This window comes from Martelella lutilitoris, assembly GCF_005924265.1.
GTDB lineage: Bacteria > Pseudomonadota > Alphaproteobacteria > Rhizobiales > Rhizobiaceae > Martelella > Martelella lutilitoris.
On record NZ_VCLB01000010.1, the window covers coordinates 113596 to 129320 of the forward strand.

A 15725-nucleotide genomic window follows, 5' to 3' on the forward strand; every position below is an offset into this window, starting at 1 on the left:
GATGAGCCGAAAGCCCTTCCGCCGTGCCTCTGACGCAGAACGGCGTGCCGACCTGATCGAGGCGATGCTGGACTGTATCGCCGAGGGCGGCATCCAGAACGCAACGGTCAGGGAAGTGGCGGAGCGGGCGGGCGTCTCCGGCGGGCTGATCCGCCATTATTTCGAGACCAAGGAACAGCTGCTTCACGCAGCCTATCGCCAGACCATGGCGGCGATGACCGAGATCTCGGCCGAAGCCGGCATGGCGGACGGCAAGAGCGCGCGGGACAAGCTGGCGGGCTTCGTCGCCGCCTGCCTGATGCCGCCGATGATCGACGCAAGGCGGCTTTCGCTTTGGGCGGCCTTCATCGCCATGGCCCGGATTGATCCGGCCATGGGGGCGATCCACCGGGAAAGCTATCTCGAATACCGGGCGCTGATCGAACGCCTTCTGACCGGCGCCTTTCATGAAGTGGGCCGGAACGTCGATGGCGTAGAAATCCGGCGGCTGGCGATCGAGATCAACGCCGTTCTCGACGGGCTCTGGCTTGAGGGATCGCTTGCCGGCGACATTTTCGAAGACAGGGAATTGCTGAAAGCGGGGCTGCATTCGGTGGGATCGATCACCGGCCTTCGGCTTGACGACTTTGAAGGATGACAGACATGCATTACGCCAGGATTTCCAACCGCCTCGGCGGACTCGGCTCCGATAAATGGGCCGTGCACCTGAAGGCGCGCGCGATGAAGGAAGCCGGAACGCCGATCCTGGAACTGACGATCGGCGAGCCCGATGTCGATCCGGACCCGGTGCTCGCCGAAACCGTGGCCAAGGCTCTGTCTGCAGGCCGGATCGGCTATTCCAACGGGCGCGGCGAGCCGCCGCTTCTGAAGGCGCTCTCCAGACGCTACAGCGCGCGCACGGGGCGGGCGATCGGAGCGGAGAATATCGTCTGCTTTCCGGGCACCCAGACCGCGCTTTTCGCTGTGATGCTGACGCTTGTCGAAGAAGGCGATGCCGTGCTCGTCGGAGATCCGCTCTATGCCACCTATGAAGGCGTGATCCGCTCCACAGGCGCCGACATGGTGCCGGTGCCGCTGAAGCCGGAGGACGGCTTTCACATGCGTGCCGATATTCTCGAACAGGCGATCACGGAGAATGCGCGCGTCCTCCTGCTCAACACGCCGCATAACCCGACGGGCGCGGTGCTGACGGCCGACGAGCTTGCCGAAATCGGCGATGTCTGCCGCCGGCACGATCTCTGGATCATTGCCGACGAAGTCTACGAGGAACTGATCTTCGGTGGCGGTTTTGCCTCGCCGCTCGACAACGCCGATCTGGCTGGGCGCACCATCGCCGTCTCCTCGATCTCCAAATCCCATGCGGCGCCGGGCTTCCGCAGCGGCTGGGCAATCGGTCCGGCGGCGTTCTGCGCGCGACTTCTGCCGGTGGCGGAAACCATGCTGTTCGGCAACCAGCCCTTCATTGCCGATGCGACGGCGGCAGCCATTGAAAGGCCGAGCGGCGTTTCCGCCGCCCTGCGCGCTTCTCTGAAAAGGCGGGCCGCCCTTCTGGTGGACGCGCTTGCAGCCGCGCCCGGCATCATCTGCACCATGCCCGAAGCCGGCATGTTCGCCTTTGTCGATGTCTCGGCTACTGGGCTTTCGGGTGAGGCCTTTGCATTGAGGCTTCTGGATGCCGAGCATCTGGCGGTCATGCCCGGCTCATCTTTCGGGGCCGAGGCCGACGGCTTCATTCGTATCAGCCTGACGGTGCCGGATGAGGATATCGCCGAGGCGGCGCATCGCATCAGCCGTTTTGCCGCGGGCCTTACGGTCGGGAAGAAGGCGGCGCGCGCATGAGCGAGATCATTACGGTCGGCGAGGCGCTTGTGCGCCTCCTGGAAGCACATGGCGTCGAGGTGGTCTTCGGTATTCCCGGCGTGCATACGGCCGAGCTCTATCGCGGTCTTGCCGCCTCGAGGATCCGTCACGTCACGCCGCGCCACGAGCAGGGGGCGGGCTTTATGGCCGATGGCTATGCCCGCGTCACCGGCAAGCCGGGCGTCGCCTTCGTGATTACCGGTCCGGGCCTCACCAACACGATCACGGCCATGGCGCAGGCGCGCGCCGACAGCGTGCCGATGCTGGTGATCTCCGGCGTCAACGCCCGCAAGACGCTCGGCAAGGGGGAGGGGTGCCTGCACGAGTTGCCGAACCAGCAGGCACTGATGAAGAGCTTCGCCAAGACCTCCGTCACGCTGATGAACGGGGCGGACCTTGCCGGTGAGCTCGCCCGTTGCCTCGCGCTGACGACATCCGGCAGGCCTGGGCCTGTGCATCTGGAGATCCCGACAGATGTGATGGTCGAGACGATTGCGCCGCCTGAGACAGTGGTCTTTGATGACGCTGCTGCGGGCGCTGACGAGACGAGGCTGGAGGAGGCTGCGGCTTTGATCAATGGCGCGAAGGCCCCTGTCATTCTGGCAGGCGGCGGCTGCTGCAGGGCGGATGCGGCACTGACGGCCTTCGCCGAGCAAGTCGATGCGCCTGTCGTGCTGACGGCCAATGCCCGCGGGCTGATGGCGGGACATGCGCTGCAGGTGCCGGCCAGCGCCAGCCTTGAGCCGGTGCGCGCGCTGATTGCCGCAAGCGATCTCGTGATCGCGGTGGGGACGGAACTTGGCCAGACCGACTATGACGTCTATGTCGATGGCGGTTTCCCGGCGCTGAAGCAACTCATCCGTATTGACGTGGATCTGGAGCGCATCGCGGCAGGTCCGCAAACCGCTGCGGCGATCGTCGGCGACAGCGCCGCAATGCTTGAGGCGCTTCTTGCGCGCGTCGTGGGGCGACAGGGAAAGGGCGCGGAACGAGCCGATGAGACGCGGAACGCGGCCTGGGGTCTGCTTACGGACAAGATCAGGGGCGAAGTCACCCTTCTGCACCGCCTGCGCGACGCCGTTCCCGGCGCGCGCTTCATCGGCGATTCCACCCAACTCGTCTACGCGGCCAATCTCTATTTCGACGCCGCCGCGCCACAACGCTGGTTCAATTCCGCGACCGGATATGGCGCCCTCGGCTATGTTCCTCCGGGCGCTATCGGCGCGGCGATCGGGGAGCCGGACCGGCCCGTCATCGCGATTGTCGGCGATGGAGGCCTGCAGTTTTCGCTTTCCGAGCTGGGCGCGGCGAAAGACGAAAATGCCGGCATTGTCTTCCTCGTCTGGAACAATCGCGGCTACCGCGAGATCGAGACCTATATGGAAGACGCCGGCATCGTGCCGGAGGGCGTGAAGCCCTCGCCGCCCGACATGGACAAGATCGCCGCGGCCTATGGGCTCGGCTTTTCAACAACGGCGGACGAAGATGCGCTCGTTGCGGCGATCGCGGAGGCGGCAGAGCGCGGCGGACCCCATCTGGTCGAGTTCCGCGCCGACTGAAGCCATCAGGCACAAAAAGCCCGGGATCCGGCGATGAGCAGCATTCCGGGCGAAGAAAAAGAGGCCCGTTTCGGGGCCTCTTCTCGGGTAACTTGGATTAGAAGTCGCGCTGCAGGCGGAACCAGCCAGCCCAGTAGTCGTCGTCCGAGTAGGTATCGGGCAGGTCGGTGTAGCCGACATTGAGCTTGGCGCTCAGGCCGTCAACGATCGTGTAGTCGAACAGAACGCCTGCGGACCAGAAGTCCTCGTTGTCGGCGCCCGGAACCTTTGCGGAGGTCCACTGGTAGGCCGGCGTGATCGAGAACTTGTTGGTGACGTCGAGCTGGTAGCCGGCGGCCAGCGCCCACTCGGCATAAACGCCCGGCAGAGCCGTCGGGGTTGCCAGCGAGTAGTCGTAGAACTCATCGTCGAAGGTGTTGGCGTATGCGTTCCAGCCGCTGGAATAGTTCGCGCCGAGGTCCAACTGGCCCGGGCCGATTGCGAACGAGGTCATCAGACGCAGCGAAGCTTCTTCGTTGTACGTGTCGTAGCCGACGTCGAACTTGGCGCCAACGCCACCGGCCTGGAAGCCGATACGACCGGAAACGCCGAGCTTCGGCATGTCGTCATTGGGGCTGCCAACCATGTCTGCTTCGAGCGCGTCGAGCGAGAGGCCTGCCACGAAGCCGTCGCCGGCGAAGACGTAGCGCATGGAGTTGAAGCGGGTGTTGCCGGCGAGGTCATCGATTTCGCCGATAAGCCCCTCATCCCAATAGCTCAGGAAACGACCGGCCTGGAAGCCGCCGAGGCCGAGATAGGCTTCGTCGATATAGGTCGTCGTCGAGCCGTTGTTGGAATAGGCTTCGCTGCGGAGCGCGATCATGCCGTTGACCGTGCCGAGCTCGGAATCGGTCTTGGAAGAGATTTCAAGCTGACCGCGGGTGAAGACGTTCCATGCGTCGGGAACATTGCCGCCGTTCGAGGCGTCAACCTGGAAACGGATGTAACCGCCGACGTTCAGGCAGGTCTCGGTACCGGGAATGTAGAAGTAGCCGGCCCCGAAAGCGTCACAAACTTCGACATAGTTGTTCTGGACCGGTTCGATGACGACGACCGGGTCGGCAGCTTGCGCGCCGGTTGTGGCTGCAAGCGCAGCAGCAGAGCCAAGAAAGAGGCTTTTGAGGTTCATGAAGATAACTCCTCGTTGAATTAAACGGGGGCAGAAGGTCTTGCCCTGGGCTGGAAGCAGTTCGTTGCGTTGCATCCATCCGCATCAAACCCGCAGAGGCCGTTTCGAACAATAAACCTTCGGTGGAATGCTAAATCAATCGAATGATTAAGAATGCTGTGTTGCCGTTCTGCAACGATAATCCCATGAGAAACAACGAGAAAAACGCAGTCAACTGATGGATCCTGAGCGCGCTTCGCCATCCTTTTTGGCGAAAGGCGAACGGTATAGCGTAATAGAATCAATCGTTTGATTAATTTATTTTTTGCGATTCTGTGTCTTCGCGGGAGCGAAATCCGGCGTCGGCGATGTCATGGTTCCGCTGGCCCTGTTTTTGTCGGATCGCCGTCGCAAACGCCAAAAACAAAAGGCGCAGCCGAATACCCGGCTGCGCCTTTATCTACCAATAGTTGCATAATCCCGTTTGAGGGAAAACCGTCAGGTTTCCGGGTCGCCCCTGCGCATCATTTCCGGGATCGGCATGGAGAGAATATTGTAGCCGTTGTCGACGAAATGAATTTCGCCGGTGACGCCGGAGGCGAGGTCGGACAGAAGGTAAAGCGCCGAGCCGCCGACATCCTCGATCGTCGTGGATCGGCGAAGCGGTGCGTTGCGCTGCTGCCAGGCATAGACGAGGCGCGCATCGCCGACGCCAGAGCCGGCAAGCGTGCGCACGGGACCGGCGGAGATGGCGTTGACGCGAATGCCGCGTGGGCCGTAGTCGCCCGCGAGATAACGCATCGAGGCCTCAAGTCCGGCCTTGGCCACGCCCATGACATTGTAGTTCGGCACCACGGCCGTGGAGCCGCCATAGGTGAGCGTCAGCATCGAGCCGCCGTCAGGCATCAGCTCTGCCGCGCGCTTGGCCACTTCGGTAAAGGAGAAGCACGAAATCACCATGGTGCGGACGAAATTTTCCCGCGTGGTGTTCGCATAGAGCCCCTTCAGCTCGCTCTTGTCGGAAAAGCCGACGGCGTGCACGATGAAGTCGAGCTTGCCCCAGCGCTCCCTGATCGCGTCGAAAACAGCGTCTACACTTCCGATATCCTCGACATCACAGGGAACGACGAAATCAGAGCCGACTTCGGCCGCCAGCGGATGAACCCGCCGTCCGAGCGCTTCGCCCTGATAGGTGAAAGCCAGTTCCGCGCCTTCGGCATGAACCGCCTTGGCGATGCCCCAGGCAATCGAGTGATTGTTGGCAACGCCCATGATCAGGCCGCGTTTGCCCTGCATAAGTCCGGTCATCTGCACATTATCCATTGTAACGCCGGAAGACCAGCGTGGCGTTCGTGCCGCCGAAGCCGAACGAGTTTGAAAGAACGGTGTCGATCTTGGCGTTGTCAATGCGCTCACGCACGATCGGCACGCCCTCGAATTCGGGATCGAGGAGGTCGATATGGGCGCTCTCGCCGATAAAGCCCTCCTGCATCATCAACAGCGAATAGATCGATTCCTGTACGCCGGCAGCCCCCAGCGAATGGCCGGTGAGCGACTTGGTCGACTGGATGTGCGGGATCTTGTCGCCGAACACTTCCCGGATCGCGCCGATCTCGCGGCTGTCGCCGACGGGCGTCGAGGTGCCGTGGGTGTTGATGTAGTCAATGTCGCCTTCGATATCGGCAAGCGCCTGGCGCATGCAGCGCACCGCGCCCTCGCCGGACGGGGCGACCATGTCGTAGCCGTCGGAGGTCGCGCCGTAGCCAATGATCTCGCCATAGATCTTTGCGCCGCGGGCCTTGGCATGTTCCAGTTCTTCCAGAATGACGACGCCGGCGCCGCCGGCGATGACGAAGCCGTCGCGGGCCGCGTCATAGGCGCGCGAGGCGCGCGGCGCATCCTCGTTGAAATCGCTGGTCATCGCGCCCATGGCGTCGAAGAGGTTCGACATGGTCCAGTCGAGGTCTTCGTGGCCGCCGGCAAACATGACGTCCTGTTTGCCCCACTGGATGAGTTCCGCGGCATTGCCGATGCAGTGCGCCGAGGTCGAGCAGGCCGACGAGATCGAATAGTTGACGCCGTGGATCTTGAACCAGGTGGCAAGCGTGGCGGAAGCCGTTGACGACATTGCCTTGGGCACGGCGAAGGGGCCGATCCGCTTCGGCGAACCGTTCTTTTCCGTCGTCAGCGCGGCCTCGACGATCGTGCGGGTCGAGGGGCCGCCGGAGCCCATGACGATGCCGGTGCGCTCATTGGTGATATCGCCCTCTTCGAGGCCCGAATCGGCAATGGCCTGCTTCATGGCCACATGGTTCCACGCGCCGCCCTGCGACAGGAAGCGCATGGCACGGCGGTCGACCTGGTCGCTCGGGTCCAGCGTCGGCTTGCCCCAGACCTGGCACTTGAAGCCATGCTCGGCGAAATCCGGCGAGAAAGAGATGCCTGATTTTGCCTCGCGCAGCGAAGCGGTGACTTCGGCGGCATCGTTCCCGATCGAGGACACGATTCCCAATCCCGTAACGACAACACGTCTCATGTTCGATCCTTCTCTTTCTCCTCCGCGTCCCGCCGGGCAAGCCGGCGCAACGGCGCCTTACTGTTCCTTGAACAGGCCGACTCTCAGATCGGAGGCCTTGTAGATTTCCTCGCCGTCGGCCTTTACCCAGCCATCGGCGATGCCGAGAACCAGGCGCCCGCGCATGACGCGCTTGAAGTCGACGCCGTATTCCACGAGCTTGTTCTTCGGCGTGATCATGCCGGAAAACTTCACCTCGCCGGTGGAGATGGCGCGGCCCTTTCCGGGCTCGCCGAGCCAGCCGAGATAAAATCCGGTAAGCTGCCAGAGCGCATCAAGGCCCAGGCAGCCCGGCATGACGGGGTCGCCCTTGAAGTGGCAATCGAAAAACCAGAGGTCGGGCGTGATGTCAAATTCAGCGCGGGCATGGCCCTTGCCATTGGCCCCGCCATCCTCCGATATCTCGGTGATGCGGTTGAACATCAGCATGGGGGGCATCGGAAGCTGCGCATTGCCGGGGCCGAAAAGCTCGCCCTCGGCGCACTTGATGATGTCCTCGTAATCGAAATGCGATGGTCTTGTGCTCATTAAAACTCTGCTTCCCTTCGTTCAGCGAGGGGTTTCCGGTATCCGGCCCAAGATAAGGGCGTATGTCGCTCGCAGCAATGCGCCCTTGTGTCAGTTGGGCCGGAAAACCCGAAAATCAATTGTCATTCCGTTCACCGAGGCCATACAGGAAGCCGTCTTCCGCGACCAGAGCGAAACGCATTCGTGAGGGCTATTTGCAGTTTAATTTCAATCCTCGCAAGCCCTCGTCCTATTGAAAGCGATTCTCAATGTGGTTATACGGTGCTATATTTGTATTTTGTTAGATGACGCCCTGAAAGTGGATATGACAGCGGGAAATCGCATTTCGGAAGAAAAGCTTCGTGCAAGCGGCCTGAGGCCGACGCGTCAGCGCGTGGCGCTGGCCGATCTTCTGTTTGCCAAGGGCGACCGCCATGTCACCGTCGAGGAGCTGCACGGCGAGGCGCAGGATGCCGGCGTTCCGGTGTCGCTCGCGACCGTCTACAACACGCTTCACCAGTTCACCAATGCCGGCATGATCCGTGTTCTCGCCGTCGAGGGCGCCAAGACCTATTTCGACACCAACACCTCGGACCATCACCATTTCTTTATCGAGGGCGAAAACGAGGTGCTCGACATGCCCGCCGACGGCATTTCGCTGAACGGCCTGCCGACGCCGCCCGAAGGCATGGAAATTTCCCATATCGACGTGGTCGTCCGCCTGCGCCAGAAAAAGTCCTGATCTTCAGTCCTCTTGTCGGGGCGAAAGTCTTGCCGTGTGGCCGCGCAGGCGCGCCGTGACAAGCCCCGCCCATTCGCGCAGCGCTGTGGTGAGCATCGCCGCATTGGTCATGGGCCGGTCGAGGCTTGCCGAAAGGCGCGGTCGGCCATCCGTTCGGTAGTCCGCCGGCCACGGCAGGGTATCGACCCCGGCCTTCTCGAACAATGCGGCGGAACGCGGCATGTGGTAGGCGGATGTCACCAGCAGGCACGGCCCTTTGAACGCGTGATCCTTCAGCATCTTCGCCGTATTGGCGGCGTTTTCCGCCGTGTTGCGGGCGTCCGGTTCATAGAGCAGGCGCTCCGGCGCGATGCCGTGATCGGCAAAGAAGCGGGCGGCGGGTTCGGCCTCGCCGTTCTTCGCGCCCGTCAAGGCATTGTCGCCGCCGGTGACAAGAATGACCATCTCCGGATAAAGCCGCGCCAGGCGAAGCGCCTCGATATAGCGATCAGCCGCCCGGGTGAAGACATAGGTGCCGCGCCGTGCGGAAGCGCCGGTGTTGATGCCGCCACCGAGCACGATGGCGCAGCCCGGCGGCTCGGCAAGAACCGGCCGCCGAAAGCGGGCCTCGAGATCGGCCAGAAGCACGGCGCCCAGATTGGTAAAACTCGTTACCCCGAGCGTCAGCGCGGCGAGCATGGCAAAGACGGCTGCCGCGCCGGTTTTAGAAAAGGCGAGACACGCCAGTGCGGCGAGCATTGACAGGAAGGCGAAGGCCAGCGGCTGGACTATGAGCCAGAACAGCTTGGAGAGAACGAACAACGCGCCTTCCTTCCGGGATTATGCCTGTCAGCCCTTGCGGAAGACGTATTCGGTCTCCTGACGCAAGGTCTCGCCGGGGCGGAGGATGGCGTTGGGGAAGCCTTGCTGATTGATGGCGTCCGGCCAGACCTGGGTTTCGAGGCAGAAGCCTGCGAACGGGCCATAGGGAAAGCCGTTGAGGCCTTCCGGCGTCTCGTCCAGCTTGAAGGCAGTATAGAGTTGCACGCCCGGCTCCGTCGTCAGCACATCCATGGTCACCTTCGAGGACGGCGCATAGGCGCTGATGACCGGGCGCTTTTCCGTCCTTCCGGGCGAGAGACAGAAATTGTGGTCGAAAAGTACCTGCCGGCCATTCTCGTCCTCGCGCTTCAAGGGATGCGGTTTGCGGAAGTCGAAGGGCGTGCCGGCCACCGACCTGATCTCGCCGGTCGGGATCTGCCGCTCATCGGTCGGCAGATAGTGATCGGCGGCAATCATCAGCGTGTGTTCCAGCGTATCCGTGCCGTTGCCGAGGTTGAAATAGGAATGATTGCACATATTGGCGACCGTCGGCTTGTCGGTCGTCGCCTCGTAGACGATCGAAAACACGCCGCGCGGCTTCAGCCGGAAATGCGCGCGGATCTCGCAATTGCCGGGAAAGCCGCCGCGCCCGTCCTTGTCGACGATCTTCAGCGTCACCCGGTCTTCGGCAATCTCTTCGAATTCCCAAAGGCTGACGCCGATGCCGTCGCTGCCGCCGTGAAGATTGGTGACGCCGTTTTCATTGCAGTCGACCTGGTATTCCGTGCCGTCGATCGAAAAACGGCCATTGGCGATGCGGTTGGAGGAGCGGCCCGGCGTCGCGCCGAAATAGGGGGAGTGGTCCGGATAGGGTTCGAAACTGTCGAAGCCGAGGACCAGAGCATGGTCGTGGCCCTCAAGGCGCAGATCCTGCACGACCGCCCCCCAGTTGATGATCTTCGCGGTCAGGCCGCCGCCTGTGATCGTGACCCGGCTGACGGTCTTGCCGTCCTTCGTCTGGCCGAAGGCTTCCGGTTGTGGCGCACCCATTAGTGTTATCCTTCGCATCTAGAATGTTACATTGCGGGCCGGATATTGCGCCGGAATGGCGGGCGCTTCAAGCGCCCGTCCGTTCTTCGCCGATTTCTTCCAGGTGATAGGGTGTCGTCTGGTAGACCTCGTTGATCCAGTTGCCGAACAGAAGATGGGCATGCGAGCGCCAGCGGTTGAGCGGCGTGCGGCCGGGATCATCGGCCGGGAAATAGTTGAACGGCAGGTCAACGGGCACATTGGCGTCGACATCGCGCCGGTATTCGTCGCCGAGCGAGCCGGAATCATATTCGATATGGTTGAACATATAGAGCCGGTTGGCGAAGCTTTCCTGCGCCAGACAGGGGCCGACCTCGTCGGAATCCATCAGCAGCTCCATGCCCGGCACCCGTTCCAGATCCTCGCGGCGCACCTCGGTCCAGCGCGACACCGGGATCTGGAAATCGTCGGAAAAGCCGTTGAGATAGACGGAGGCCGGCTTCAGGTTGCGATGGCGATAGACCCCGAAAGCCTTCTTGTTGAGAAGGTGCTTCTCCACGCCGTGGAAATGATAGGCTGCCGCCATCGCACCCCAGCAGATGTTCATCGTCGAGTGACAGTTCGTCGTGGTCCAGTCGAGGATGTCCTTCAACTCGTCCCAATAGGTGACTTCCTCGAAATCGAGCGTCTCCACCGGCGCGCCGGTGATGATGAAGCCGTCGAACTTCCGCTCCGCCACCTCGTCCCAGGTCTGGTAGAAGGAGAGCAGATGGTCGATCGGCGTGTTCTTTGCCTTATGGCCGCCGACGCGCACCAGCGAAAGCTCGATCTGCAGCGGCGAGGCGCCCAGAAGCCGGGCGAACTGCAACTCGGTCTTGATCTTGTTCGGCATGAGATTGAGAAGGGCAAACTGCAGCGGGCGGATATCCTGCCGCTCGGCAACCGTTTCCGTCTTGACCCGCACGCCCTCTGCAAGAAGCGTTTCATAGGCGGGCAGCGTATCAGGAATCTTGATAGGCATGTCTCATTCCAATCCCGAACAGAAACCGACCGTCGTCAACGCGCAGCCGGTCCGAATGGGCAGGAATTTTCCGCTCGCTTCGGCCCTTTAGCGAGTTGTTTTACGTGGCTGCAAGCCGGCCGGCCAAATCACCACGAGGAAAAGCTAGATAACGCCGCAATTGCCGGACGTCAATCTTGGCGCGAAAGACAATCCGTTGCCGGGCTGTCGCTTCAGGTGAAAAATGCTGTCAAGGCAGGCCACGAAAGCGGCATTTCCATGCCAAGTCCAATGTTTCCGGCCGCTTCTTTCCAATCAAGGAAAAACAGCCGGAAGCGTATAGGCCCTCCGCCGTCAGAGGCGTGTTCTTCTGTGTGGAACCAGTTTTCGGGCGCATCCTCCGGTATGGGCACAGTGAATATATGGCGCCGGTGGCACAGTAGCGCGCCGTTTTTTCTGAAGCTGTAGTCAATGCTGCCAAGTGCCGACCAGCCTTCGTTCAGGTGAAGTCCGGTCTCCTCGTGAAATTCCCGTTTTGCCGCCTCAATCGGAATTTCCGCATGCTCCAGCGTCCCGCCGGGAACCTGAAGCGGAACTTCCGGAAAGTCCGGCTCATCGAAGACGAGCACCCTGCTGCCCCGTCGTGCATAGATGAGCACTTTTTCCGCGTCCGGTATCATCACGCTTCCCTGTTTTCAGGACGTTGTCCGTTTCAGCGCGGCCGTTGCAAGCCCCATCGCAATCAGCGCACTGCCGCCCAGCCGGGGCAGGAACGCGGTGACCGTGGACGAACTTAGCTTTGTCCGCAACCGGTCTGCCAACAGGGCATAGGCCAGTGCATTGACGGCGGCCAGCCCGACAAATGTGACAACAAGCGTTGAAAACTGAGGGACAAGCGGCGCTTGCGGCACAATGAACTGCGGTACGAAGGCGATGAAGAAGGCAATCGATTTCGGATTCAGCGCCGTCACGGTCATGGAATGAAAGAAAATCTTGCGCGCGGCAAGCGGGGCCGGCGTGGTGGATGCGATGTTTTCGCTGGACTCGGCGCTTCTGAAAAGCCGGATACCGAGATAGACGAGATAGGCCGCGCCGACCCATTTGAGGATGACAAACAGTTTGGCCGACGTCAGCACAAGCGCGCCGAGACCGGCAAGCGAGGCGCTCATGGCGATGAGATCGCCGAGCGCGACGCCGGCGACGGTGGCAAGCGCCACGCGCCGCCCCTGGCTCAGCGCGTAGCTCAGCACGAGAAGAACAGTTGGGCCGGGAATGAGGAGCAGTGCCGTCGATGCCGCCACGAAGGCGAGCCAGAGATGGAAATCCATGTTTATGTCCTTGGATGCCTCGCGTTTTCATCAGCAAAGACAGGTTCTGCAGCCTTCGGCAAGGGGACCGTAGATCAAAAATGCGAAAACCGCTTGACCTTCCAGTGACTGGAAACCCTATCTCCTCCGTCAGCATCAAAGCCAATGCAACAAGGAGCATGACGATGGGCGAGAAAATGACGCTGAAGATCGAAGGCATGGGCTGCAGCAAATGCAGCGACAAGGTGACGAAGGCGCTTGGCAGCATTGACGGGATTTCCGATGTCGCGGTCAGCCTGGACGACAACGCCGCCTCGTTTGAGCTTGCCGCGCCTGCTACCCGCGATCAGGCGGTCGAGGCTGTCGAGGACGCCGGTTACGACGTCGTGGCCTGAGGCTGCCGAGAGGCATTCAATTTCCGGAAGGCGTTATCCATGGAACAGACGATCTCTACCAGCCGCAAGTCGCAAACCCTCTCGGTGCCGGTGACGGGCATGACCTGCGCATCCTGCGTGCGCAGCGTCGAGCGGATCGTCGGCAAGGTTGAAGGCGTTGAGGCGGTTGCCGTCAATCTGGCGACCGAAACCGCCGAGGTGACGCTTTCCGACCGGAAAGCGACGGGCGCCGTGGTGGCGGCGATCGAGAAGGGCGGTTACGGCGTACCGCTTTCAACCGTCGAGCTCGGCGTTGGCGGCATGCATTGCGCGTCCTGTGTCGCAAGCGTCGAGCGATCGCTGTCCCGCGTGCCCGGCGTCGTCTCGGCCCATGTCAATCTGGCGAATGAACGGGCAACGCTTTCGGTTCTGCCATCCGTGGACCTTGCGGTGCTGGAATCCGCGATCGGAAAGGCCGGTTTTGAGGCGCGCCGCTTGGAGGATCAACGCGCCGAAAGCGAAAGCCATGAGGACCGCCGGGCGAAGGAGCAGGCGGCGCTTAAGCGTGACTTGATCACTGCCTTCGCCTTCACCCTGCCGCTTTTCGTGCTGGAAATGGGGTCGCACGTCATCCCCGCTTTCGGCCGTCAGGTGATGGCGACGGTTGGGATGTTTCCGCTGCATGTCGTCTATTTCGTTCTGGCGACGATCGTGCAGTTCGGCCCCGGACGGCGGTTCTACAGCCACGGCATCGCGTCCTTCAAACGGCTTTCGCCGGACATGAACGCGCTGGTGATGTTGGGGTCCTCGGCGGCCTGGGCCTATTCCACGGTCGCGACCTTCCTGCCGCAGGTCTTCCCGGCGGGCGCCGCGCAGGTCTATTTCGAAAGCTCCGCCGTCATTATCACGCTGATCCTGCTCGGCCGTTTTCTCGAAGCCAAGGCCAAGGGGCGGACGTCTGCCGCCATTACTCATCTGATGGGCCTGCAGCCGAAGACCGCCCGCGTCGAGCGCGATGGTGCGGCGGTCGACATCCCGATCGAAGAGGTCCGGCGCGGCGATCTGGTGATCGTGCGCCCCGGCGAGAAGATCGCCGTCGATGGAACGGTGGTTTCCGGCTCCTCGCATGTGGATGAAGCGATGATTTCGGGCGAGCCGCTTCCGGTGAAGAAAGGCGCGGGCGACGCCGTCACCGGCGGCACCATCAACAAGACCGGTTCCTTCACCTTCCGGGCCACGGCGATCGGCGCGGATACGGTGCTGGCGCGCATCGTCAAGATGGTCGAGACCGCGCAAGGGGCGAAGCTTCCCGTGCAGGCCATGGTCGACAAGGTGACGGCATGGTTCGTGCCGGCCGTGCTGACGGCTGCCGCGATCACCTTCCTGACCTGGCTCTTCATCGGGCCGACGCCTGCCTTCTCCTTCGCCCTGGTCAATGCGGTCGCTGTGCTGATCATCGCCTGCCCCTGCGCCATGGGGCTCGCCACGCCCACCTCGATCATGGTCGGCACGGGCAGGGCGGCCGAAACCGGCGTGCTGTTCAGGAATGGCGAGGCGCTGCAGACGCTGCGCGATATCGCCATTGTCGCCTTCGACAAGACCGGCACGCTGACCGAAGGCCGCCCCGAGGTCACCGACATCATTGCCGCAGAGGGGTTCGACGAAGAGAGGCTGATCGCCCTTGCCGCCGCGGTGGAGGCCGGTTCGGAGCACCCGCTTGCCGAGGCGCTGACGGGATATGCGGCGGCGAACACGATCACCGTGAGCAAGGCGGACGTCTTCGAGGCCGTCCCCGGCTTCGGCGTGACGGCACATGTCGATGGCAAGACGGTCGCCGTTGGTGCGCAACGGTTCATGGAGGCGCTCGGCGCGGATACCGCGATGCTGGATGAAGCCGCCGAAGCGCTTTCCGCAAAGGCGCGTTCGCTGCTGTTCATCGCCGTCGATGGCAGGCCTGCAGGCATCATCGGCGTTTCCGATCCGGTCAAGCCGTCGGCGAAGGCGGCGGTCACGGCGCTTCATGCGGCGGGACTCAAGACCGCGATGATTTCCGGCGACAACCGCAAGACCGCCGAGGCGATTGCAGCGGAGGTCGGGATCGATATGGTGGTCGCCGATGTCCTGCCGGACGGCAAGGTTGAAGCGCTTGAGGCGCTCAGAAAGCAGCACGGCGCCATCGCCTTTGCCGGCGACGGCATCAACGACGCCCCGGCGCTGGCGGCTGCTGATACCGGCATCGCCATCGGCACGGGCGCCGATATCGCCATCGAGACGGCGGATGTGGTGCTGATGTCGGGTGCGCTGTCGGGCGTCGTCAACGCCATCGCGCTGTCGCGCGCGGTGATGCGCAATATCGCGCAGAACCTGTTCTGGGCCTTTGCCTATAATGCGGTGCTCATCCCGGTTGCCGCCGGCATTCTCTATCCTGTCAACGGCACGCTTCTGTCGCCCATGCTGGCGGCTGCCGCCATGGGGCTTTCGAGCGTTTTCGTGCTTTCGAATGCGCTCAGGCTGAAGCGGTTCCGGCCGCTTGTCTGATCAAAAAAGGAAACCTCTCGCCGGTCGACGCAAATCAAAAGCGCCGACCGGCTTTCCATTCCGCGCCGATCGTCCTATTCTTCCTTTCAGCCGCTCGCATTTGGCGCCAAAGGAATTCCGAGATTCCCCGGCCCTTTGATCACGATCAATACAAAACGATTTAAAGCGGCCTAAATCTGCCCCCGGTGAGATTGGACGGTCTTCTTCCGGATAGTTTTCTAAGCCCCGACCGGGTGTCATACCGGTAACGAAATGTGGCGCGAAACTTTCCCGCATGACCGCCGGG

General features: G+C 62.2%; 15 protein-coding genes and 1 riboswitch. Of the genes, 6 read left to right on the top strand and 9 right to left on the bottom strand.

Features of this window, described 5'->3' with window-relative positions:
• Position 1: 1 nt before the first annotated feature.
• From FF124_RS17945 to FF124_RS17955, 3 genes are read left to right on the top strand one after another with little or no spacing between them, the layout of a single operon-like run.
• A complete protein-coding gene (locus FF124_RS17945) occupies positions 2–637 on the top strand; it encodes a TetR/AcrR family transcriptional regulator (protein ID WP_138749855.1) in 636 nt (211 codons plus the stop codon).
• Between the two features lie 5 nt (positions 638–642).
• Positions 643–1839 (top strand): pyridoxal phosphate-dependent aminotransferase, encoded by a 1197-nt coding sequence (locus FF124_RS17950; protein ID WP_138749856.1) that lies wholly within the window; start codon positions 643–645, stop codon positions 1837–1839.
• The gene (locus tag FF124_RS17955) at positions 1836–3419 is read left to right on the top strand and encodes a 5-guanidino-2-oxopentanoate decarboxylase (protein WP_138749857.1); all 1584 of its coding nucleotides are present in this window, start codon (positions 1836–1838) and stop codon (positions 3417–3419) included. The genes FF124_RS17950 and FF124_RS17955 overlap by 4 nt, the downstream gene beginning before the upstream one ends.
• A 97-nt stretch (positions 3420–3516) precedes the next feature.
• Here FF124_RS17955 and FF124_RS17960 read toward each other — a convergent pair whose 3' ends face one another.
• The 4 genes from FF124_RS17960 to fabA form a co-directional block, all read right to left on the bottom strand.
• Positions 3517–4587 carry a porin gene (locus tag FF124_RS17960; RefSeq protein ID WP_138749858.1) on the bottom strand — a complete coding sequence of 357 codons (1071 nt, stop codon included), beginning with the start codon at positions 4585–4587 and terminating at the stop codon, positions 3517–3519.
• Positions 4588–5064: 477 nt separating this feature from the next.
• Complete coding sequence (gene fabI / locus FF124_RS17965; protein ID WP_138749859.1) at positions 5065–5874, bottom strand: enoyl-ACP reductase FabI; 810 nt, start codon at positions 5872–5874, stop codon at positions 5065–5067.
• Between the two features lie 7 nt (positions 5875–5881).
• Positions 5882–7102, bottom strand: a complete 1221-nt coding sequence (gene fabB / locus FF124_RS17970; RefSeq protein ID WP_138749860.1) for a beta-ketoacyl-ACP synthase I — start codon at positions 7100–7102, stop codon at positions 5882–5884.
• 57 nt (positions 7103–7159) lie between these two features.
• Positions 7160–7669 carry a 3-hydroxyacyl-[acyl-carrier-protein] dehydratase FabA gene (fabA, locus tag FF124_RS17975; RefSeq protein ID WP_138749861.1) on the bottom strand — a complete coding sequence of 170 codons (510 nt, stop codon included), beginning with the start codon at positions 7667–7669 and terminating at the stop codon, positions 7160–7162.
• A 304-nt stretch (positions 7670–7973) separates the two neighbouring features.
• Here fabA and irrA point away from each other — a divergent pair, with 304 nt between their 5' ends.
• Entirely contained in the window at positions 7974–8390 is a 417-nt protein-coding gene (gene irrA, locus FF124_RS17980) for an iron response transcriptional regulator IrrA (protein ID WP_138749862.1), read from the top strand.
• 3 nt (positions 8391–8393) lie between these two features.
• Here the strand turns inward: irrA and FF124_RS17985 are convergent, their stop codons facing one another.
• From FF124_RS17985 to FF124_RS18005, 5 genes are all read right to left on the bottom strand, one after another.
• Positions 8394–9191, bottom strand: a complete 798-nt coding sequence (locus tag FF124_RS17985) for a YdcF family protein (protein ID WP_138749863.1) — start codon at positions 9189–9191, stop codon at positions 8394–8396.
• A 27-nt stretch (positions 9192–9218) separates the two neighbouring features.
• A complete protein-coding gene (locus FF124_RS17990; protein WP_138749864.1) occupies positions 9219–10241 on the bottom strand; it encodes an aldose epimerase family protein in 1023 nt (340 codons plus the stop codon).
• 67 nt (positions 10242–10308) lie between these two features.
• The gene (locus tag FF124_RS17995; RefSeq protein WP_138749865.1) at positions 10309–11241 is read right to left on the bottom strand and encodes a homoserine O-succinyltransferase; all 933 of its coding nucleotides are present in this window, start codon (positions 11239–11241) and stop codon (positions 10309–10311) included.
• Between the two features lie 67 nt (positions 11242–11308).
• Positions 11309–11386, bottom strand: a riboswitch (SAM riboswitch).
• Between the two features lie 67 nt (positions 11387–11453).
• The gene (locus tag FF124_RS18000; protein WP_138749866.1) at positions 11454–11900 is read right to left on the bottom strand and encodes an NUDIX domain-containing protein; all 447 of its coding nucleotides are present in this window, start codon (positions 11898–11900) and stop codon (positions 11454–11456) included.
• A gap of 15 nt (positions 11901–11915) precedes the next feature.
• Positions 11916–12548 carry a LysE family translocator gene (locus tag FF124_RS18005; protein WP_138749867.1) on the bottom strand — a complete coding sequence of 211 codons (633 nt, stop codon included), beginning with the start codon at positions 12546–12548 and terminating at the stop codon, positions 11916–11918.
• 164 nt (positions 12549–12712) lie between these two features.
• Between FF124_RS18005 and FF124_RS18010 the strand changes: the two genes are divergently transcribed.
• The gene (locus tag FF124_RS18010) at positions 12713–12922 is read left to right on the top strand and encodes a heavy-metal-associated domain-containing protein (RefSeq protein WP_138749868.1); all 210 of its coding nucleotides are present in this window, start codon (positions 12713–12715) and stop codon (positions 12920–12922) included.
• A gap of 39 nt (positions 12923–12961) precedes the next feature.
• The gene (locus tag FF124_RS18015) at positions 12962–15439 is read left to right on the top strand and encodes a heavy metal translocating P-type ATPase (protein ID WP_138749869.1); all 2478 of its coding nucleotides are present in this window, start codon (positions 12962–12964) and stop codon (positions 15437–15439) included.
• The last annotated feature ends 286 nt before the right edge of the window (positions 15440–15725 follow it).